Genomic DNA, 20085 nt, shown 5'->3' with positions numbered 1-20085 from the left:
TGCCGCCATATGGTCTCTCCTCATTGTAAGTGAAGAGATTATAACATACTTTTGAATTTGACGACACTATCTAGGGGATCAGGCGTCCTGGGGCTGCCGGGCCTGCATGCGGCAGGCCGTGAGCATGCCCTGGCCGTCCGGGGTGACGGTATAGGTGAAGTCCGCATCCAGCGGCGACTGGGGCGGCGTGTGGTGACGCATGGTCACATCGCCGTTGGCCTCGCGGCGGATGTCGATGTCCAGGGGCGAGTGCTCGTCCTGCAGCACGCCGGTCAGGTGGCTGAGGGTGCGTACCAGGAAGGCGCCGGACTGGCCCATGCTGAGGAGGACCTGCCGTGCCTGCGCGTCATTGTCGCCGCAGAGCAGCTGGGCCCGGATGGCCAGATTGTGCGACATGGTGGACGGCCGGCCATGCTCGAAATCGTTCTTGTCCTCGTCGGTCATGTAGGCGATGTCCTGGATATGGACGGTGGCCTCTGCCTCCGCCGGGATGCCCACACCGCCGAAGCTGATGGTGGGCCGGTAACCGGGAAGGGCATTATGCGTGCCGCGCCGGTTCAGGTCCATGGCCATCCCCTCTTCCACCTTGGCCATGTCGCCCAGGCGCTCCAGCGGTGTCAGGCTGGGCGGGAAGGCGAAGTCCTTGAGGTCGAAGCCGGCGGCATCGCTGACGGCTTCCAGGGCCTTTTCCAGGCGTACACCGGCACCGAGCAGGAGCATGCCGGTGAAGGGGGCCGCGGGATCTTCCGTGCGGGCCCGGAACATGCCCAGGAGCTTTTCATACATGGCGCTGTTGAAATCACGCTGGCTCTTGGCGGCCAGATCCTGCGGCATAGGCTCCTGGAAGCAGCCCTGCCACAGGGTCTCGCGGCTGAGGGGGCCCTGGGGCTGCCGGGTGCGTATCTCGGGCAGGCGCTGCATGGCCACCATGATGAGGGCGATACCGCCGCCCACGTTCAGCTGGGGGGCCAGAGTGGCCATATCGCCCATATGCCGGTGGGGGGTAAGGCTCATGACGTCACGAAGCGCGGCGTCCCCCAGGCCCGGCTTGCCGCAGGCAAAGGCAAAGCATTGCAGGGAGGTCTGGTTGGCCGTGGAAAGATCGCGGAAAAAGTCCGCGGGCGTACCCTGACGCCCCGCCGCGCTTTCTTCCACCAGCACGCGGTCCATGAGCTGCCCCAGCTGGGCCTTGAGTTCGCCGTCCACACCAAGATGGGTGGCGCAGGCATCCAGGGCGGCGTCGCGGGTCAGCTGCGGATCGATGCCGCAGAGCATGTAGTCCGCGGGCCGGGACTGGAGGGTCTGCATGGTCACGGCATCGGCCATGTCCTGATAGGAAAGCAGCTTCTGGCTGTTGGCCGCCATATCGTTGATGATCCGCTCAAAGGCCTGGCGCAGGGCCGGGGAGGGCTGGAGGTTGTTCTTTGCGTAGAAGTCCTGCAGCGCATGGTCCAGATTGCGGGTATCGCCCGCGCCGTTGTTGCCCAGCAGGAAGCGGCGGGCCATCTCGGTGTTGGCCGGGCCCAGGGCCTGCGACATGTTCGATGCCTGGGCCAGGATGTCGCGGGCAACGCGGGCCTTGAGCGGCTTGCCCTGCTGGCGCATGGCGCTGAGCTGCGGGGCCAGGGCATCGGCGATGCCGTCACCGTACTTGTTGCGGATGGCGCCGAGGAAAGCTTCGGCAGTGGCGCGGTGGGTGGCCTTGGCGGTGAAGAAGGCGCTGACCCTGCCGGAAGTCTGGATGCCGCCTTCCGCGGTGGCGACAAGACGGTCATGGGTGCCGGCTATGTCGGCCAGTCGGGTCAGAGTGGCAACGTTGACGCGATCGATCTGGGGCATGGGATCCCTCCCGGGAAATGGTCGATAGGTGCGGTACGGGATGTACGGGCAAATGCTGTCCTGCATGAAGCAAGCTTCATGCCAGTTCCTTCCAGCCTACAGGGGAAAGCCGGAAGTGTCCATTTTTCTTCGTCCAAAGGCGATCGGGCCCGGCAGGAGCAGGCGACGACACCCCCGGACTGGCAACGATGTTGCCAGCATGGAGAACAGGACGCGCCGCCATGGGACAAAAAGTGTCACGGCAGCCCCGAAGGACTGCCGCGGCAGGTGCGGGAAGATCCCCTGTCGAGACTTTTTGGGTGTTCCGGGAAAGAGCGCGGCGATCAGCCTTCGTAGACCTTGTGGCTGTCCAGCCACAGCCAGCCCAGCAGGCAGGCCAGACCCACCAGGATGGCCATGAGGGCCTGGGCCGCCACGGGGCCGGGCCAGACGGGCAGGGCGCAGAGCAGCATGGACAGGCTGCCGAACAGCAGGCCGCCGCTGTTGATGAGGGCCGTCAGGCTGCCGGTATCGTTGCGCATCTGGTTGAGCATGAGCACCGTGGCCGGGGGGCGCAGGGCGCTGCCGCAAAAACTGATGGGCGCGCAGAGCAGGGCGAAGATGAAGGGCCCCCGATCCCCCACCAGCAGCAGGCCCAGCCCGGCCACCACGACGATGCCCAGATAGGCCGAGAAGAAGAGGCGCCGGGGCGCGGTGCGGAAAAAGCGCTCATGCGCCAGCGGGCCCAGCATGCTCATGCCCGCATTGAAGGCGAAGAACAGGCTGTAGGCCTGGGGCGAGAGCCCGAACAGGCCCTGGAAGATATAGGAGGAAAGGGCCAGATAGGCCATGAAGGGCATGCTGGTGGCGGAAAAAAGCAGCAGCAGGCAGCGGAATCCCCGGTGGCGCAGCACCACCAGCAGACGGCCCAGCGTGCGGAAGGCATTGCCCTGTACCGGATGGTGCATGGTCTCGCGCAGCAGCAGTGTCCCGGCACCGGCCAGCAGGCCGCAGAGCAGCAGGCAGGCGAAGATGCCGCGCCAGTCGGTGACGGCCAGCAGGGCCCCGCCGATGACCGGGGCCAGCATGGGCGCCAGGATGGTGATGGTCTGGATCCAGGTGATGACTTTTTCCATGGCCCGGCCGCGCAGCATGTCCTTGACGATGGCCAGGGCCATGGCGCTGATGCCGCCGCTGCCGATGGCCTGCACGGCGCGCCAGAACAGCAGGGGCCAGATGGACTGGGCCAGGGCCAGGAACAGGCTGGAGACCACATAGAGCAGGGCGCCCGTGTAAAGCACGGGCTTGCGGCCGTATTTGTCGCTGAGCGGGCCCCAGAAGAGCATGGAGGCCCCGAAGAGCAGCAAAAAGCAGGAGATGCTCAGGCTGGAGAGGGCGTCCGTGGTCTGCAGGGCCTGCGTCATGTGCGGCAGGGCCGGCAGGTACATGTCGGTGGAAAGGGGCGCGAAGGCGCTCAGGAAGGCGAGGTAGGCAACCAGCCAGCGGTTGCCGGGGGCAAAAACTTTTTTGGGCATACGGGAACTCCATGCCCTCGTGTGAACGAAGGCGTGGTTCCGTGCTAACCAAGTTCCGCCCGATGTGCAATGAAATCCGTTTTCGTCCACCGGCGGGGCGCGGGCTTTTTTCGCACAGGGCCGGCAGACGGCTTCGGGGAGGGCCTGCCGTCTGCCCACGTCACGGAGGCGGCGGGCGCGCTGCGGCTCAACCGTATACGCGGCACAGCCCGCACCGCGGCATCGCGCGGGGCCGTGTGGTGGCAGGGCCCGCTTTTCGTCCGGCAACGGGCAACAAAAAAGGACGGGCCCGTGCGGACCCGTCCTTGCAAAATGCGGTGAGAGCGTGCCTAGCGCAGGGCGGACACGATGTCCGAGGCTGAAGGCGAGGCCAGCACCTTGCCGTCGGCGATGACGGCCGGGATGCGCTTCACGCCGTAATAGCGGGAGATCTGCACGGCCTGGTACATGTTCACGTTGCCGGCATTGTAGCAGTAGCGGGCCACGTCCAGTTCCTGGCTGGAAGGCACGGCCGGACGCAGCTTGCCCATATAGGCGTAGTGGATGGGCAGGTCGCTGGGCTTGACGGTGGCATCGTACTCGTTGGTGAAGGGCACGCTGCGCCCCTGCTTCTTCTGGGCGGCCTTGATGCGGTTCCATTCGCTGAGGGCGTGGCTCATGTAGTCCATGGCCTGGCCCTTGCGCTCATAGCTGATCCAGATACCCATGCCCATGATGTCGGTACCGTAGTTTTCCGAATTTTTGGCAAAAACGGCGATCTTGGCGTCAGCGGGAGAAAGCTTGGCCGAGGCATCGCGCACGGCCTGCCAGACGCGGGCGCTGTCGGGCGAGGCAAAGTCCAGCAGCACGATGATCTCGTGCGGGGCCGTCTTGTTGCCGAAGAACACGGGGTAGATCTCTTCGCGCCAGTGGGGGCGGTAGGCGGCCTCGTCCTCGATGCTCTGGCGGTCGGCGCCCATGGCCTGCACCATGGCCATGCCTTCAGCGGAAAGGGTACGGGTGTTGGGCAGGCTCTTGTTCATCCAGGGGTTGAAGGCATTGGCTTTGGCAGCGGGGGCTGCCTGTGCCACAGGCGTCAGGTCGGCGCTGCCGTTGCCCCCCATCAGACCACAGGCAGAGATCAGGCCGCAGACCAGCAGGGCCAGCGGCAGGCGCAGGACATTCTTCACTTTTCCTCATCCTTTTTGACAGTTGGCAAGGCAGCCACGGCATCTTCCAGATGCCGCAGCCAGATATCGGCAAAAGCGCGGTATTCGGCCGTGCCCCGCACCACGGGCGCGCAGGTGTGGCCGGCGGCCTCGATGCGGGAACGCCAGGAATCCGGCGCGTCCCCGGCCATGTCTTCCAGAGTATGGCGCCCCACCACGGAGAGCAGGGGCATGAGCCAGACACGGCGGGACGTGAGGCGCGGCAGCAGGGCCTCCAGCTCCAGGGCACCGCTCATGGTGCCCACATGCACGCGGGCGTCCAGGGCCTGCACGGCCCCGGCAAGGGCCGCATACGCGGTCACGGCCTGCTTGCGGCTGCCGTGGCCCATGAGCACCACGTCCTCGTCGGCCCGGCGTTCTTCGGGCAGGTGGGCCAGCACGGCCTGCGCGGCGGCCCGGATGTCCTCGTCACAGGCCAGCAGGGGCGTCCCTATGCTCACATGCAGGCCGTCCAGACGTCCGGCCTCGTCCGCATCGGCGCGCACGTCGGTATGTTCGCTGCCGGGGATGATCTGCAAGGGCTGCACGGCCACATGAGTGAAATTTTCCAGGCACAGGCGGCGCAGGGCCTTGAGCACGGAATCGTTTTTTTGCCGGGCACGCGTCAGACGGGTGCGCAGCAGCTCCGAAGAAAGGGCCCAGCGCACGCAAATGCCGGGAAAACGTTCGCGCACCCAGGCGTCGAACTGGCGCAGCGAGCCACGCCCCTGGGGGCTGCTCGTACCGTAGGCGACCAACAGGATAGCGGTTTTCATCTCTGCTGGTGTACGACACTTGACGCACGCTGGCAAGACGGCGGGCCTCACGGTTGACCGTGGGCAGAGGGGAGGCTACAGTGCGCTATACTTTGGAGGATTGTTCGTGAAAGCATTGGTTCTGGAGGGCTGCACCGGATTGCTGGGGCAGGCCCTGCGCCATGTCCTGCTGGGGCGCGGCTGGTCGGTGGAATCGCTGGAACGCTCGGACGGTGACATCCTGGATGCGGACTTCCTGCAGGCCCGTCTGGACAGTTGCGCGCCGGACGTGGTGTTCAGCTCCCTTGGCTGGAACACGGTGGACGATGCCGAGGACCATCCCGACGAAGCCCTGCTCTACAACCGCACCCTGCCGCATACTCTGGCCTGCCTGCTCAAGACCCGCGGGGAAGGCCATCTGGTGCACTTCAGTTCCGGGCTGGTCTTTTCGGGCCAGCACGGCAGCCCCTGGCGCGAAGAAGACGCCACGGCGCCCCTCAATGTCTACGGCAAGACCCGTCTGGCCGGGGAGCAGGCCGTCTTGCAGACCCTGCCCGAGCGGGCCTGCGTGGTGCGCACGGGCTGGCTGTTCGGCCCCGGCAAGCGCAATTTCGTGGACGACATCCTCAATGCCTGCCACCGGCGCGACAGCATCACCATCGTGGACGACCGCACGGGCTCGCCCACCTATTCGCTGGATCTGGCCCTGTGGAGCATCATGCTGGCCGAACGTCAGGCCACCGGCCTGTGGCATGCCGTCAACAGCGGTCAGGCCACGTGGTGCGAGCTGGCCTGCGAAGCCGTGGGCCTGGCCGGCAACGAATGCCGCGTGGAGCCCATCCCCTCGTCGCAATGGCCGCAAAAAGCGCCGCGTCCGCCCTATACGGTACTGGGCTGCGGCAAGCTTTCCGAGTATCTGGGGATGCATCCGCGCCCCTGGACACAGGCCCTGCGGGAGCATTTTTTCTGCGACCCGTTCGATGCCTAAGGGTATCCGGCACGGGGACCGGTCGTTCACCGACAGGTTCCCGGGCACGGAGGCGCGGAGAAGAGCTCCGGGCGAGAGACGCTCCTGCGGGCCGTCGATGGCAGTGGGGCATAGATCTTGAGAGGCTCACGGCATGCGGGAGCACGACCTTCCTGTGCCGGATCAGGGACGCAAAGCCCTCCATAGCGAGAGGGATGATATATTTCCGGACTTGCATGGTTTGGACCTGAAAGGCCGCCTTCGGGCGGCCTTTCTCACAGACAGGGGGCTCGGCTCCCTGTTTTTTTGTTGATGGGCCAACGAGAGGCGCGCATCAAGACCGCCAGCCGGAGATGGCCGGGCGATGAGCCTGCATGGCAGGGCAGGAGGAGCGACAGAGCTGTTCCGGCAGATGGAGGCGGCGGAGATCGTGTCCGGCTTCCTTTACTGCGGGTATCGGCGGTGACGTCCGGCTTTCCGCCAAGGAGGAGAGGAACGTCGGTCTTTCGGTGGGGGACTTGTTCCACCTAAAAAGTATCAGGGAGGCGGACGGGCGCCACCCGTATCAGGGCGGCGGCCCCGGCCAGCAGGGTGCGGCGCTGTGCCGCGGCCAGCCCGGCATCACGCAGGCACCCTTCCAGCCCGCCACGCCGCAGCCAGATACGGGCGGGCGTCGCGGGCCCCCAGGGCAGGAAACCGGGCAGGAGGCGTCGCAGCAGGGCCGCAGGCAGGCCCAGGTTGCGTTCGGCCAGGATGAAGTCCGCCAGCCAGAGCTGCCGTGCCGCCAGGGCACAGGCCCGCAGCAGGCTCACGGCATCGGGCCAGGGCAGGGAGAACAGCACATAGCCCAGGCGCAGCCCTTCCAGCGAGCCCGCAGGCAGATCCGGCAGGGACGCAAAGGGCGCCTGCGCCGTCGTTCCGGGGAGGTCGGGCAGGGCATTGCAGGGCAGGGCACGGCTCACGTCCGGCCAGGGCACCCGGCGGCACAGGGCGGCGTACAGGCCGGGAACCGGCGGGGCCGGGCGCAAGGTGTGCAGGCGGGTCACGTCGGCATCGGACAGAAGGTCGCGCAGCAGGGGGACGCTGCCGGTCGCCTCCGGGGAGAAGCAGGGAGCGCTAGGACAGGCAGGCATCAGGGGCCTCCGTGGTCGGGACGGCATCCAGACAGCGCAGCAGGTGGTCACGGGCCGCCGCATAGGCCGGTGTGGCGGGCAGATCCGTCAGCAGACGGCGCGCGTGGCCCTCAGCCACGAAGCGGGCCCGGCTGGCCGGGAAGTGCATGTCGTAGAACCATGTCCCCAGCAGCACCCGGAAATCGTTGACGCTCTTCAGGTCGGCATAGGCCGCCACCCGCCCGGCCAGGGCATCGTCCAGCACTTTGTCGCTGTGGAGGGCCGGATCATCGGGCAGGCTCAGGACAACGGTGGGGCAGTAGGGCCGCGGGCCGGAAAGATGCTCGTCCATGACACGTAGGATGTCCAGCTTGTCGGCATCACGCACGGCATGGCAGATGCGGGCCATCCCTTCCGGCAGGCCCGCGGGCAGGGCAAAGCGGTTGTGCAGGCCCACGGCGGCGAGCACCAGCTTGCGGACGGCGGGCATTTCGTCCTTCAGGCGCTGTTCGCGTTTGAGGATGCGCACGCCCCACTGGCCGTGGTTGCAGGACTCCCGGTCGCGGAAGGTATGCCAGCGCAGGTACTGCTCGAAGCGGGCGACGTCATGGTACAGGGCCGCCAGCAGACAGGCGCGGTCCAGCGGCGGTGCGAAGCGGCCGCCCGCGACGATGGCACGGGCATGGGCCAGCACCTGCATGGTGTGGTGCAGTTTGAGATCCATGGGCGAAGGATCGCCGCCGTCGCGATGATATTCCTTTTCGCGCTCACGGGCCGCGTAGGCGGCGAACCAGGCTTCATGACAGCTGATGTCCGGCAGGACGGGGGATGCGGTGTTCATGTCTGTGGGTGTACGCCCCGGCCGGGAGGGAGGCAAGGGGCGTCGGTGCTGGGGCAGCGTCGCCCCTTGTTTTTCCTCAGCGCCGGAACTGTCCGCTGGTCTGGCGCCAGGCGGCCGCCTGTTCCGCGGCATCGGCCACGCGGGCGTCCACGATGGTCTTGCCGATGGGGCACAGGGCCAGGGCAGCCAGCTTGACGTGCTGCCAGGCGAAGGGGATGCCGATGATGGTCACGGCGCAGGCCAGGGCCGAGAGCAGATGCCCGCAGGCGATCCAGATACCGCAGAGCAGCAGCCAGACGATATTGCCCACGGTGCCCAGCGGGCCGGTGCCGATGTCGCCTTCGCCGGTAAGGACGTCACGGGAGACCGGCATGCGGCCGAAGGGCATGAAGGCGAAACCGGCCATGACGAAGCAGGCCCGGCCCCAGGGGATGCCGATGATGCTGATGAAGCAGAACACGCCCGCGATGCACCAGAGCAGGCCGGTACCCAGACCGAAGGGGAAGAACCAGAGGACATTGCCGAGACAGCCCAGAGCTTGCATGGGAAACTCCTGAAAAAACGTGGATGGAGCATCCATGCTACACGGGGGCGGGATGCCTGTCCATGTGCCGGGGGAGGGATGGGCGAAGCGTGCGGGGAAGATGCCGCATGGTGCGGTCACCTCCCTCTCTCCATCGAGGAGGAAGGCCCTCACGCAGGATAGTCGTCGGACAGGAGGCCAGGCAGGATCAGGCAATGATCCCGGCCGTCCCCGTCATGGAGGGAGAGCGGGCCGGAAAAGGCGAAAGGCTACAGTTCCGGCAGGAAAAAATGGAAGGAGGCCAGCATGGCGGCCAGCAGACAGAGCTGGATCAGGACCACCAGCCAGCAGGTCTTGCGGAAGGCGGCAAGACGGCCGCGGGCACGCCCGCACACGGCGCGGGCCTCGTCCCGCACCTGACGGAGGGCCGTGCGTTCCTGTTCCGGAAGAGCGACGGACGCGGCGTCGAGGGCCGTCCCCAGCGCATCGAGCCGGGCCCGGAGCGCGGCCTGTTCCCGCTCCAGTTCCCGCAGCGGTGATGACGGACGGCGGGAGGCCTTGCGCGTGGCCTTTGCGGGGCCCGGGGCCTTGCGGGGCAGGAGCCGCCCCAGCCATGCTTTGCCGTTCATGGAAGTCCTTTGCCAAGAAAAAAGGGGGAAGGCGCAGGCCTTCCCCCTTGAGGATCGGATGCAGGACGAGGCTAGGCCTTGTCGAAGTTGACGACCACCTGTTCGCCGTCGCCGTTGCGGCGGGCGATGGTACCGATGGACCAGGCGGACATGCCGAAGGCCTGGATGCGGTTGATGGTCTCTTCCACCTGCTCTTCGGGCAGCACCAGCACGTAACCGATACCGCCGTTGAAGATCTGCAGGATCTCGGGCCAGGAAAGTTCGCCCACTTCGTGCAGCCACTTGAAGACCGGGGGCATTTCCCAGCTGCCGAAGTCGATGTGGGCTTCCACCTGATTGGGCAGCACGCGCGGGATGTTGTCGTAGAAGCCGCCGCCGGTGATGTGGGCCATGCCGCGCACGTCCAGGTCGCGCAGCAGGGAGCGGACCACTTCCACATAGATCTGGGTGGGGGCCAGCAGCACGTCACGCACGGTGGCGCCGTCGGCACCCGGGAAGGGATCGTCCGGGCCCAGGCCGCTCTTGTCCAGGATCTTGCGGGCCAGCGAGAAGCCGTTGGAGTGCAGGCCGGTAGAGGCCAGACCCACGATCTTGTCGCCCACGCGGATGCCGGAACCGTCCACCAGCTTGGCGTTGTCCACGATGCCCACGCAGAAGCCGGCCAGGTCGTATTCGCCATCGCCGTACATGTCGGGCATCTCGGCGGTCTCGCCGCCCAGCAGGGCACAGGCGGACTGGCGACAGCCTTCGGCCACGCCGCTGATGACCGTGTGGGCGGTATCCACATCCAGCTTGCCGGTGGCGAAGTAGTCAAGGAAGAACAGGGGGGTGGCCCCCTGGACCAGGATGTCGTTGACGCTCATGGCCACGAGGTCGATGCCCACGGTATCGTGCTTGTTGAAGGCAAAGGCCAGTTTGAGCTTGGTGCCCACGCCGTCGGTGGACGAAACAAGCACGGGGTCGCTCATGTTGCCGATTTCAGGTCTGAACAGGCCCCCGAATCCCCCGATGTCGGAGATGACCCCCTTGGTATGCGTGCGCTGCACCAGATGCTTGATGCGCGCCACGAGATCATTGCCGGCCTGGATATCGACGCCGGCTTCGGTATATGCTTTTGCGCGATCTGTGGACATGAGTATCCTCCTTGGTGGGAGACACCCTAGCAAAAAATTTGCCGAATCCCAAGCAGCTTTTTGGGGGAAATCCCGGCAGGGGGAGATTTTCGGTCCCCTTTTTTCTCGTGGCAGCCGAGATTTTCCCCTGATATACCGGAGTGGCGGGCTTCCTGTTTTCTTCGGGCGGCAGGGCCGGGCCCGTACATGGAGGATGACGGTCCGGTGCAGGTGATGCGGACAGGCCGAGAGGGACAGTGCCACCGGCCGTCAGACCGGCACAGGCCGCCAGGGAGGACAGTTATGGAAAGCATGTTGTGGACACGGCTGACGGATGGCAGGCTGCGCTGCGGGCTCTGCGCCCATGCCTGCGTGCTCTCGCCGGGGCAGCGGGGACGCTGCGGTGTGCGCTGCAACCACGAGGGGCATCCGCTCTCGCTGGTGGACGGGCTGGTGACGGGCGTACAGGCCGACCCGGTGGAAAAGAAGCCCCTGTATCATTTCCTGCCCGGCAGCCGGACCTTTTCCGTGGGCAGTGCCGGATGCAATTTTTCCTGCCGCTTCTGCCAGAACCATCATATTTCCCGTGACCCGCTGGAGCAGGAGCGCATCCGCGGGCACGAAGCCACGCCGGAGATGCTGGTGGAGGCGGCCCTGCGCACTGCCTGCCGCAGCCTGGCCTTCACCTACAACGAGCCCACGGTCTTCGTGGAACTGCTGGCGGCCACGGCCGCGCTGGGGCAGGAGCGGGGCCTGCCGTCCATCCTGGTGAGCAACGGGTTCATGAGCCCCGGCTGTCTGGAGCTGCTGGGCCCCTTGGTGCGGGCGGCCAATATCGACCTGAAGGCCTTCAGCGAGGACTTCTATCATCACTATTGCGGTGCCCGCCTGCGGCCCGTGCTGGACAATCTGGTGCGGATGCGCGCGCTGGGCTGGTGGCTGGAGGTGACGACCCTCATCCTGGAAGGTCTCAATGACGGGGAGGCGGAGCTGCGGGCGCTGGCACGCTTCATCCGCGACGAGCTGGGCGCGGACACGCCCTGGCATGTGACGGCTTTCCATCCCGCCTACCGCATGACGGATCATCCGGCCACAATGGCGGAGACCTTGCGGCGCTGCCGGGACATCGGTCTGGAAGAGGGACTGCGCTTCGTGTATACGGGCAATGTCTTTTGCGCGGGCGGCGGCGACACGCTCTGCCCGCAGTGTGGCGCCCCCTGCCTGGAGCGGCAGGGATGGCAGGTTATCATGAGGACGGACACAGGCGTCTGTCCGCGATGCGGCAGCAAGCTGCCGGGAGTATGGAAATTATGATCATCGTCTATACGGGCAACGGAAAGGGCAAGACCAGCGCCTGCATCGGGCAGGCCATGCGGGCCCTGGGCCGGGATTTTGCCGTGGGTTTCGGCCAGTTCATGAAGCAGCCGGGCTGTGCCGGGGAACAGACCGTCCTCGCGCGCCTGCTGGGAGATGATTTTCTGGCCGGCGGCAAGGGCTTTTTGCGGCGCGAGGAAGACCGCCCCGCCCACAGGGAAGCGGCCCTGGCCACACTGGACTGGGCCCGGCAGCGTCTGGAACGCCTGGATCTGCTGGTGCTGGATGAGACGCTCTACGCTCTGAAAGCGGGCATCCTGGAACGGAGCGAAGTGGAAGAGCTCATGGACGCGGCGCGCCGTGCCCGGTGCCATCTGGTGCTTTCCGGCCGGGATGCGCCGGACTGGCTGGTGGAGGCCGCCGATCTGGTCACGGAGATGGGCGAGATCAAACATCCCTGGCGGGCGGGCATCAAGGCCGCGCCGGGCATCGAATTCTAGGGCGGGACGTTTTGTCGGCATCGGCCGCCCCCTGTCGTGCACCTTAAAAAAGGAAAGGGCCCGTTCCATCACTGGAGCGGGCCCTTCGTATGAAGGAAGATCGTTCATGACGGGGCGTGGCCCCGAAGATCCTGGGGAGTTTGGGTTAGACGGCCCCGGCGGCCTCGTCGCCCACCGGCGGCGGAGGCGGTGCCGTGGGCGGGGTCAGCTTGTGCGAGGAGTTGGCCGGCGGCATGGTGGGCACGTTCTGGGCCGCGGGCTGGGCGGCAGGTTCCGTGGACGGGGCCGCGGCGGGCGTGGCCGCCGGTTGTGTGCCCTGGCCCGCGCCGGGCACCACCTGGCCCTTGGGCACGGGTATGTCGGCCTGCTTCTGGGGCAGCATCAGATAGCTGATGACCTGCTTGACGCCTTCCACCTGGCGCGCAGCACGGATGGCCAGCTTGCGCTCGGCCTCATCCTTGACCACGCCCAGCAGGACCACGCGCCCGGCGTTGACTTCCGTATCGATGCGGGTGGAGCTCAGGCCCGAGGTGCCGATGAGTTCCGTGCGCAGCTTGGTGGCCAGGACAAAGTCGCCGGTATCGCTCTTGGCCGGCGTGAACCAGTGCGAGGTGACGGAGCGCACGCCCTTGTGGCGGCGCGCAATGCGGATGGCCTGGGAGCGCATCTTCTCGGGGGCCTCGCCCACCAGGAAAACGTGGCCGTAATAGCAGTAGACCTTGATGCCCCAGCCCTGGGAAAGATTGGCGTCCATGAGGTCGGACTTGACCCCCAGGGAGATTTCCTTGTCATCGCTGATGGTACCGCCCAGGCGCTGGTCGTCGTACACGCCGTAGAGCGAGGCACAACCGCTGCTGAGCATAAGGCAGCAGAGAAGCAGCAGGGGGACGATGTAACGCATGTATCCTCCTTGCGCCGGAGCGCTATTCCTTTTCACGCCGGATGCGGGCACCCACGGCGTTGAGTTTGTTCTCGATGCGTTCATAGCCGCGGTCCAGATGGTAGATGCGCTGGACATGGGTCGTGCCGCGGGCGGCCAGACCGGCCAGCACCAGCGAGGCGCTGGCACGCAGGTCCGAGGCCATGACCGGGGCGCCGGTCAGACGGCTGACGCCGCGCACCATGGCCGTATGGCCGGAGATCTTGATGTCCGCGCCCATGCGCACCAGTTCCAGCACATGCATGAAGCGGTTTTCGAAGATGCTCTCCTCCACCATGCTGGAGCCTTCGGCCAGGCACATCAGGGCCATGATCTGGGCCTGCATGTCGGTGGGGAAGCCGGGGTAGGGGCGGGTCTTCACGTCCGCGCCGCGCAGCACGCCCTGGTAGCGGGCCAGCACGCCTTCGGGACGCTGCTCGATGGCCAGTCCCATGCTTTCCAGCTTGGCGATGACGGATTCCAGTTCGGTGAAGGGGCAGTTTTTGAGCAGCAGCTCGCCGCCGGTGATGCCCGCCGCCACCAAAAAGGTGCCGGCCTCGATGCGGTCGGCCATGATGGCATATTCCGTCCCGCGCAGGCTGCTGACGCCCTTGATGCGGATGGTGCTGCTGCCGTGGCCTTTGATCTGCGCGCCGCAGGAGATGAGGAAGTTGGCCAGATCCACCACTTCGGGCTCGCGGGCCGCGTTTTCCAGCGTGGTCTCGCCGTCGGCCAGCACGGCGGCCATGAGCAGGTTTTCCGTGCCGCCCACGGTGGGCATGTCAAAGGTGATGTGGGCGCCGCGCAGCTTGTCGCAATGGCCCATGATGTAGCCTTCTTCCAGCTCGAAGGTGGCGCCCATGAGCTCCAGGCCCTTCAGGTGCTGGTCCACGGGGCGGGCGCCGATGGCGCAGCCGCCGGGCAGGGCCACGCGGGCCTGGCCGATACGGGCCAGCAGCGGCCCCAGGCAGAGCACCGAGGCGCGCATGGTGCGCACCAGATCATACGGAGCCTCGGGCAGCAGGCTGCCGGGCTTCAGCTCCACGCGATGATCGTCATAGCTGCAGGAGCAGCCCAGCACGTTCAGGAGCTTGATGGTGGTATGGATGTCGCGCAGGTCGGGCACATTGGTGTAGACCATGGGCGCGTCCAGCAGGATGCCGGCAAAAAGAATGGGCAGGGCGGCATTCTTGGAGCCGCTGATATCTATGGTCCCTTTGAGCGGCGTACCGCCTTCGATAATGAGCTTGTCCATCAGGATCCTCGTGCGGCCTGCAGGCTCCGGCCTGCGGCGCATGCTGGGGGTTGCGGCAGCGGTCCCGTCCCCGTGCGGGGGCTGGTCCGTGCTCCGGCAAAACACGGTGTTTGGAGCCGGTATCGGATGCTAGTTTTTTTTCTATAAAAAATCCAGAAAGAGAAATGTAAATTTTTGCTTGCATATTTTTCGGGATGTGCGTATACACGTCTTCGTTACGGCGGAAGTAGCTCAGTTGGTAGAGCACCTGGTTGTGGCCCAGGTGGCCGTGGGTTCAAGTCCCATCTTTCGCCCCATAAGGAAATCCCCCCGCTTTCGAGCGGGGTTTTTCTTTTTCTGCCGCTGGTTACGGCCTGACAGCCCCTCAGCGGCGCTGTGCCGGGAGCCCGGGCCGGGAGTCCGAAAGGACAAATCCCGGCTTTATTCTCGTGTGCACGGAAGGGGATATGCCTCGTTCGCAGGAAAGGGCCTCCGGGAGATCCTTTTCCGGCGGGGAGGGAAGAGACTGGCCCGTCCCGCGTGTTCCCTCTCGTCCTTATCTATAGATGGAGCCCTGTCCGCGGTCGTCATCTGCCTGGCGAGTGAGAGAGGTCCGCGGTCCTGTCCCGCAGGAGGCGGCTTTTCCCTCAGGGCAGGCAACGCCCTTGGCCTCCAGACGGGCCGCCCTTGCCAAAGCAGGGCCTTTTGCGTACAAAACATCCCATCACGGAGCGTGGCGCAGCATGGTAGCGCACCTGCTTTGGGAGCAGGGGGTCGCTGGTTCGAATCCAGTCGCTCCGACCATCATAAAAACAAGCGGTCAGCTGTAACAGGCTGGCCGCTTTTTTGTTTTTTCTGCTGCGAAGATCTGTTTGAGGGAACAGGAACAGACCTGCTCCGCATCGGTACAGGCAGGACAGTGCCGCATCTGCCCGGCGGCTGCCGCTGGGGAAGGGCGGGGGGACGCCTGTATCCGCCGGAAGGCGTTTGGGGGGAAGTCCCGCAGGGATGCAGCGTCAGTACGCTGGTGCGCCTTCAGGCAAAAAGAAAGGGCAGCCGGCTTTGCAGCAGGCTGCCCCGGCTCTTAGGCTCCGGCAGGGACTTTGGCAATGGCGCTGCAGTCTTCTTTATCGAATGCTGCCGCAAGCTTGAAAAGGCGAAAGGCTTCTTCCGACAAGGGAAGGGAAAGCCCCTGGCTTTGGGCGCTGGCAAGAGCGATGGACATGTCTTTCCGAAGCAGGGCAAGAGCAAAGGTCGGACGGTAGTCGTCTGCGACCATTTTGTTGAAGTTCCTTTCGAATTGCGTCGAACCACCGGCGCTGACGGCCACGACCTGCTGCAGGGTCTCCATGTCGAGCCCGGCCGACTGGGCAAAGCGGTAGAACTCTCCCACAGCGGCAAGATTGATGGCTCCCAGCAGGTTGGTCATGGCCTTGATGAGCTTGCCGTTGCCGATCTCTCCCAGCTGGAAGACACGCTCGCTGATGGCGGAGAACACGCTCTCAGCTGCGGCAAAGGCGGCGGGATCCCCCGCGCCCATGATGGTCAGGGTGCCGTCGATGGCCTTGGGAAGGGCCCCCGTGATGGGCGCGTCGATAAGGCGGACCTGTTTTTCGGCAAAGAAGCGGGCCACTTCACGGACGATCTCGGGCGAGCAGGACGTCATCTCGATGATGATGGTCCCGGGCCTGATGGCCCCGAGCATGGCCTGATTCAGATAAAGATCCCTGACGGCGGCATCGTCAGGGACGACACTGATGATGAACTCTGCATCCCCCACGGTCTCTTGCAGCGTCTCATGGATGCAGGCCCCGTATTTCTGGACGGCCAGCGGACCGTCCATGTGGCCGTTATGGGGCAGGACATGGAGATGATGCCCGGCCTTGCGCAGATTGATGGCCATGGGGACGCCCATGGTGCCCAGTCCAAAGAAGGCGATTTCAGCCATAGTCGTATCCTTTTGTCACCGGCGGACATGCCTGAGCAGGAAATCCCGTGCCGTGCGATAGATGGTGAGCCTGTCGGGGATCGTCGGTGTCTCGGCCGTCGCAGGGGCAAAATTGTGTTCCCCGTTGATGACGGGCAGCTCTTCCCAGTCCAGGCCCAGCGATCTGGCGTAGCGGAAAAAGTCGGCAGCGTGATCGGGCGTGACCAGGGAATCTGCCGTACCGTAGACGAGCAGGGCCGGGGCCGATCCGGCATGGAGATAGCTACGGGGGCTGCTTTCTTTCCAGAGCTCCCTGTCATGGAGGCGCTGGGGAGAAAGCAGGCACTGCATGCAGTAGCGTATGCGGCCGTCTCCGGTCTCATCGACTTTGCGGTCCCCGGACTCCACGATCCAGGCGGTGTCCAGGACACCGGAAAACGATACGGCGGCCGCAAGATCGACATGCAGCGAGGCCAGCTCGGGCGCATCCTTCCAGCGTTCTGTCTCGCTGGCCATCATGATGGCCGCATAGCCGCCCGCAGAAGAGCCCGCCGCGAAGATGTTCCGGGGATCGACATGATACTGGTCCGCATGTTTGATGAAAAAGCGTGCGGCGTCGCAGCAGTCCGTGAGCTGGTCCGGGAACACGGCATGTTCCCGCAGCATGCGGTACTCCACGGCAGCGATCTGCCAGCCATGACCGTTGATAAGGTCGGCCCCGACCGTATTGAGGAAACGGGGGACGATCTCCGTTTTTTTGCTCTGCCTGAACCATCCGCCCCCGTGCAGCAGCAGGAGCAAAGGCCCCGGCAGACCGGAGGGCCTGGCGGGGCCGTACAGGTCCAGGAGCAGACGGTGCCCTCCGCTCGTCTTGTAGACGATGTCTTCCGTGCATCGGACGGAATCAAGGAATTCTCTGCTGATCATGTGACCTCCTTTCCGGTCGGGAGGGCTTGCGGGAAGGCGCCTGCCCTCCCGCAAGGAACGGACTAGTCCTCGATGTGCAGCAGGCGGGCCGCATTGCCGTAAGCGACTTTGTACAGGCTTTCGGGCTTGTCCCGCAGGGCGATCTCCACCTGGGCATAGGCATCGGCGATGGTGGTGAAGGGATAGTCCGTACCAAAGAGGATCTTGTCGTCGCCCATGACCTCGACGGCATCGGCGATCTTGGCGGCGGAACAGAAGGTCGTATCCGTATAGATCCTGTTCAGGCCGGCAGTCTTTTCCGCCAGTTCCCGGACGTAGTTGTTGACGCAGTGGGCGGCGATCAGGTCATAGTCCGGGAACATGTGGGCCACGGTGATGAAATCGTCCAGGCCGCCGTATTCCGGGGTCTCCTTGTAGGGCTGGCCAAAGGTGTAATAGTGGCTGACCCCCACATGGAAGAGCACGGGCAGGCCCGCATTGCCGAAGAGCTCGATGCAGGCCAGCGTGCGGGGATCGGTCATGGGCAGGTTGGAAAGCACACTGTGGATCTTCAGGCCGCGTGCGCCGTTGGCGATGTCCTGACGGAGCTTTTCCAGGGTCTCGTCCTGGGGCAGGGAATAATCGGGGCAGGAGAAGGGCAGGATGCGCGGATCCAGGCGGGAGGCCGCAAGGTATTCGTCGAAGCTCGTATAGGGAAGGATGGGCAGGGCCACGCTGTATGCGGCCTGGACGTCATCCATGCTCTTGCCGAGGTTTTCGCAGGTGGCGTGGGCCAGGCGGTTCTGGCCTTCGCGCATGCGGTCCTGGAGCTGTTCCGCCGTCCTGCCTTCCGCCTTGAAGACGAAGCCGTCGCGTGCGTTCTGGGCGAAGCTGTCGTCGATATGGTCGGGGCGCTGCAGGCGGGTCCGGAAGGTGATGTTCTGTCCGCAGAAAATGTCGCCGAGGTGGGCGTGGATGTCGATGATCTTGTTCATGATAGGCTCGTTGTCGAAAGGTGGTTTCACTGGACGGGCAGGCGGGCCTCCGGGCCCGCCTGCCGGAATGTACGGTTAAGAGACGGATTCCAGGGACGCGTTACCGGTACGCCAGCCCAGCAGCAGGGTGGCCAGGCCTCCGAAGATACACAGGGCCACGATATAGCCGCACACACCGGAGAAGGACCAGGCGGCGAAGAGGTAGGGGACGATCTGCTGGGAAATGGCCACGGAGCAGCGGCCGCCGGCGATGACGACGCCCGTGCCGGTATTGTGGATCTCGGTGGAATAGGACTCCGACATGTACAGGTTGAGGCACATGGCGCAGCACATGGAGACGAACTGGAAGAGGAAGTAGAGGATCATGAGCATGGTCACGTTGGTACCCACGTTCATGTAGGCCGAGATCAGGGCGCCCACCAGCAGGATCTGGACACCGATGGAGATCTTGCGGCCACCCAGGGGGCCGACGTAACCGGAAGCGATGACGCCCAGCGGGATGCCCAGGGCGCCCACCGTGGAGATGAGCAGGGAGTCGGCCTGGGAGATGCCGATCTGCTGCAGCAGCGTGGTGTTCCAGCCCAGGAAGACGAAGGAGGGGATGTTCTGGCCGGCGGCCACGCAGAACAGCACGAGCGTGCGGTACAGATACTTCTTGTCGTCGAAGATCTTCTTGAAGGTCTGGGCAACGGTCAGCTTCTGGGCAACGGTCTTGCGGTACTGTTCGGCGACCGCGGTCAGATCGACAGGCACACCGGTGTAGGCTTCCACGACGGCCTCAGCTTCGGCCTGGCGACCATTGGCGATGAGCCAGCGGGGGGATTCCTTCATGAAGAAGTAGGCAAGCACCAGCGGGATGTAGCCGATGACGCCCTGGTAGAAGAGCCAGCGCCAGGCTTCCGGCCCCATGGGGACGACTTCCATGGCGATGAAGCCGATAAAGGGGATGGAGATATGGCCGACGCCCACGACGATGCCTGACCACTTGGAACGGTCCTGCGAGGAAATGGTCTCGGCCAGATAGGTGAAGGAGATGGCACCGGTACCAAGGACGGCAAAGCCCGTGATCACCCGCCACAGGGTGAAGGTATAGATGTTGTCCGTCATGCCGGTCAGGATCGTGGCGGTGGAGAAGGTGAAACACCCCAGCATGAAGGCCTTGCGGCGACCGAACTTGTCGGAGATGACGCCGGCAACGATGCCACCAAGCATCATGCCAAAGAAGTACAGTGACTGCGCAGGGGCAAATTCCTGCATGCCGATGCCAAAGGAACGCATGACGGAAGGCGCCACATAGCCAAGTACCATATTGTCCATCTGGTCAAAGATATAGGCCAGAACAATGATCATGAAGACTTTTATCTGTCTGTGGGACGTGGGGATGTCGTCAAAATAGTTGTTGGGACGCTTCTCTGCCATTTTCTGTTTTCCTTTCTGTCTAGGAACTATCCTCTTGAAAATTTGCAGACCAAAATAGCTGACGTGTACGCGTCTTTTTTGTCTGTCAGGACCTTGCCGAAAGAACGTCGTGCGTATGACCGCTGGGGGAGAGCGGAGTGCGCCATTGGCAAGAGAAGCAGCAAAGATTGTGCCAAAAATATTTATAAATTATTTCAATATATTATTAAATAGTATTATACAAGTGTCCTTTTTGAATACATGAAATGTACATAATGTGTACATGTCGAGGACATGTTGCTTTTGTGGATGCCGGTCTGCAGGGTCCCCAAAGAGCCTAGATAGTGTCGTCAAATTCAAAAGTATGTTATAATCTCTTCACTTACAATGAGGAGAGACCATATGGCGGCACA

General features: G+C 64.4%; 18 protein-coding genes and 2 tRNA genes. 5 read left to right on the top strand and 15 right to left on the bottom strand.

Annotation, left to right across the window (positions count from 1 at the left end):
- Positions 1-78: 78 nt before the first annotated feature.
- The 4 genes from HF854_RS09755 to HF854_RS09740 all read right to left on the bottom strand — a co-directional run bounded on the left by HF854_RS09755 (position 79) and on the right by HF854_RS09740 (position 5316).
- Positions 79-1839: a hypothetical protein gene (locus HF854_RS09755; RefSeq protein ID WP_168936108.1), complete on the bottom strand. Its 1761-nt coding sequence runs from the start codon at positions 1837-1839 to the stop codon at positions 79-81.
- Between the two features lie 323 nt (positions 1840-2162).
- Entirely contained in the window at positions 2163-3353 is a 1191-nt protein-coding gene (locus tag HF854_RS09750) for an MFS transporter (protein WP_168936107.1), read from the bottom strand.
- Between the two features lie 329 nt (positions 3354-3682).
- Positions 3683-4522, bottom strand: a complete 840-nt coding sequence (locus tag HF854_RS09745; protein ID WP_168936106.1) for a hypothetical protein — start codon at positions 4520-4522, stop codon at positions 3683-3685.
- Positions 4519-5316 carry a sirohydrochlorin cobaltochelatase gene (locus HF854_RS09740; protein WP_168936105.1) on the bottom strand — a complete coding sequence of 266 codons (798 nt, stop codon included), beginning with the start codon at positions 5314-5316 and terminating at the stop codon, positions 4519-4521. The genes HF854_RS09745 and HF854_RS09740 overlap by 4 nt, the downstream gene beginning before the upstream one ends.
- A 106-nt stretch (positions 5317-5422) precedes the next feature.
- Here HF854_RS09740 and HF854_RS09735 point away from each other — a divergent pair, with 106 nt between their 5' ends.
- Positions 5423-6283, top strand: a complete 861-nt coding sequence (locus tag HF854_RS09735; protein ID WP_168936104.1) for an SDR family oxidoreductase — start codon at positions 5423-5425, stop codon at positions 6281-6283.
- Between the two features lie 506 nt (positions 6284-6789).
- On the opposite strand, the gene HF854_RS09730 is transcribed toward HF854_RS09735, so the two are convergent.
- The 5 genes from HF854_RS09730 to purM all read right to left on the bottom strand — a co-directional run bounded on the left by HF854_RS09730 (position 6790) and on the right by purM (position 10500).
- A complete protein-coding gene (locus HF854_RS09730) occupies positions 6790-7395 on the bottom strand; it encodes a hypothetical protein (protein WP_168936103.1) in 606 nt (201 codons plus the stop codon).
- A complete protein-coding gene (locus HF854_RS09725) occupies positions 7379-8215 on the bottom strand; it encodes an HD domain-containing protein (RefSeq protein ID WP_168936102.1) in 837 nt (278 codons plus the stop codon). Before HF854_RS09725 ends, HF854_RS09730 begins: the two co-directional genes overlap by 17 nt.
- Before the next feature lie 76 nt (positions 8216-8291).
- Positions 8292-8759: a YccF domain-containing protein gene (locus HF854_RS09720; RefSeq protein ID WP_240937712.1), complete on the bottom strand. Its 468-nt coding sequence runs from the start codon at positions 8757-8759 to the stop codon at positions 8292-8294.
- Between the two features lie 248 nt (positions 8760-9007).
- Positions 9008-9367, bottom strand: a complete 360-nt coding sequence (locus HF854_RS09715) for a hypothetical protein (RefSeq protein ID WP_168936101.1) — start codon at positions 9365-9367, stop codon at positions 9008-9010.
- 71 nt (positions 9368-9438) lie between these two features.
- A complete protein-coding gene (gene purM, locus HF854_RS09710; protein WP_006008254.1) occupies positions 9439-10500 on the bottom strand; it encodes a phosphoribosylformylglycinamidine cyclo-ligase in 1062 nt (353 codons plus the stop codon).
- A 282-nt stretch (positions 10501-10782) separates the two neighbouring features.
- Between purM and amrS the strand changes: the two genes are divergently transcribed.
- Together amrS and HF854_RS09700 are read left to right on the top strand one after the other, a co-directional pair.
- Complete coding sequence (gene amrS, locus HF854_RS09705; RefSeq protein ID WP_168936100.1) at positions 10783-11793, top strand: AmmeMemoRadiSam system radical SAM enzyme; 1011 nt, start codon at positions 10783-10785, stop codon at positions 11791-11793.
- Positions 11790-12293, top strand: coding sequence for a cob(I)yrinic acid a,c-diamide adenosyltransferase (locus HF854_RS09700; RefSeq protein WP_168936099.1), 504 nt, complete (start codon positions 11790-11792; stop codon positions 12291-12293). The genes amrS and HF854_RS09700 overlap by 4 nt, the downstream gene beginning before the upstream one ends.
- Positions 12294-12438: 145 nt before the next feature.
- Here the strand turns inward: HF854_RS09700 and HF854_RS09695 are convergent, their stop codons facing one another.
- On the bottom strand, positions 12439-13194 hold the full coding sequence (locus tag HF854_RS09695; protein WP_168936098.1) for a BON domain-containing protein: 756 nt from the start codon (positions 13192-13194) through the stop codon (positions 12439-12441).
- Positions 13195-13216: 22 nt separating this feature from the next.
- Entirely contained in the window at positions 13217-14467 is a 1251-nt protein-coding gene (gene murA, locus HF854_RS09690) for a UDP-N-acetylglucosamine 1-carboxyvinyltransferase (RefSeq protein WP_168936097.1), read from the bottom strand.
- A 220-nt stretch (positions 14468-14687) separates the two neighbouring features.
- Here murA and HF854_RS09685 point away from each other — a divergent pair.
- Together HF854_RS09685 and HF854_RS09680 are read left to right on the top strand one after the other, a co-directional pair.
- Positions 14688-14763, top strand: a tRNA-His gene (locus HF854_RS09685).
- Positions 14764-15173: 410 nt separating this feature from the next.
- Positions 15174-15250: transfer RNA gene (locus HF854_RS09680), tRNA-Pro, on the top strand.
- Positions 15251-15530: 280 nt separating this feature from the next.
- Here HF854_RS09680 and HF854_RS09675 read toward each other — a convergent pair.
- The 4 genes from HF854_RS09675 to HF854_RS09660 all read right to left on the bottom strand — a co-directional run bounded on the left by HF854_RS09675 (position 15531) and on the right by HF854_RS09660 (position 19693).
- Entirely contained in the window at positions 15531-16394 is an 864-nt protein-coding gene (locus tag HF854_RS09675; protein WP_168936096.1) for an NAD(P)-dependent oxidoreductase, read from the bottom strand.
- Between the two features lie 15 nt (positions 16395-16409).
- On the bottom strand, positions 16410-17300 hold the full coding sequence (locus HF854_RS09670) for an alpha/beta hydrolase (protein ID WP_168936095.1): 891 nt from the start codon (positions 17298-17300) through the stop codon (positions 16410-16412).
- A 62-nt stretch (positions 17301-17362) separates the two neighbouring features.
- Positions 17363-18274 carry an amidohydrolase family protein gene (locus HF854_RS09665; protein WP_168936094.1) on the bottom strand — a complete coding sequence of 304 codons (912 nt, stop codon included), beginning with the start codon at positions 18272-18274 and terminating at the stop codon, positions 17363-17365.
- Between the two features lie 75 nt (positions 18275-18349).
- A complete protein-coding gene (locus tag HF854_RS09660) occupies positions 18350-19693 on the bottom strand; it encodes an MFS transporter (protein WP_168936093.1) in 1344 nt (447 codons plus the stop codon).
- Between the last annotated feature and the right edge of the window lie 392 nt (positions 19694-20085).

Origin of the sequence: Desulfovibrio piger (genome assembly GCF_012843875.1) — a bacterium.
Lineage (GTDB): Bacteria > Desulfobacterota > Desulfovibrionia > Desulfovibrionales > Desulfovibrionaceae > Desulfovibrio.
Note: the sequence above shows the minus strand (reverse complement) of the source record. Positions and strands in the feature narration are given on the sequence as shown.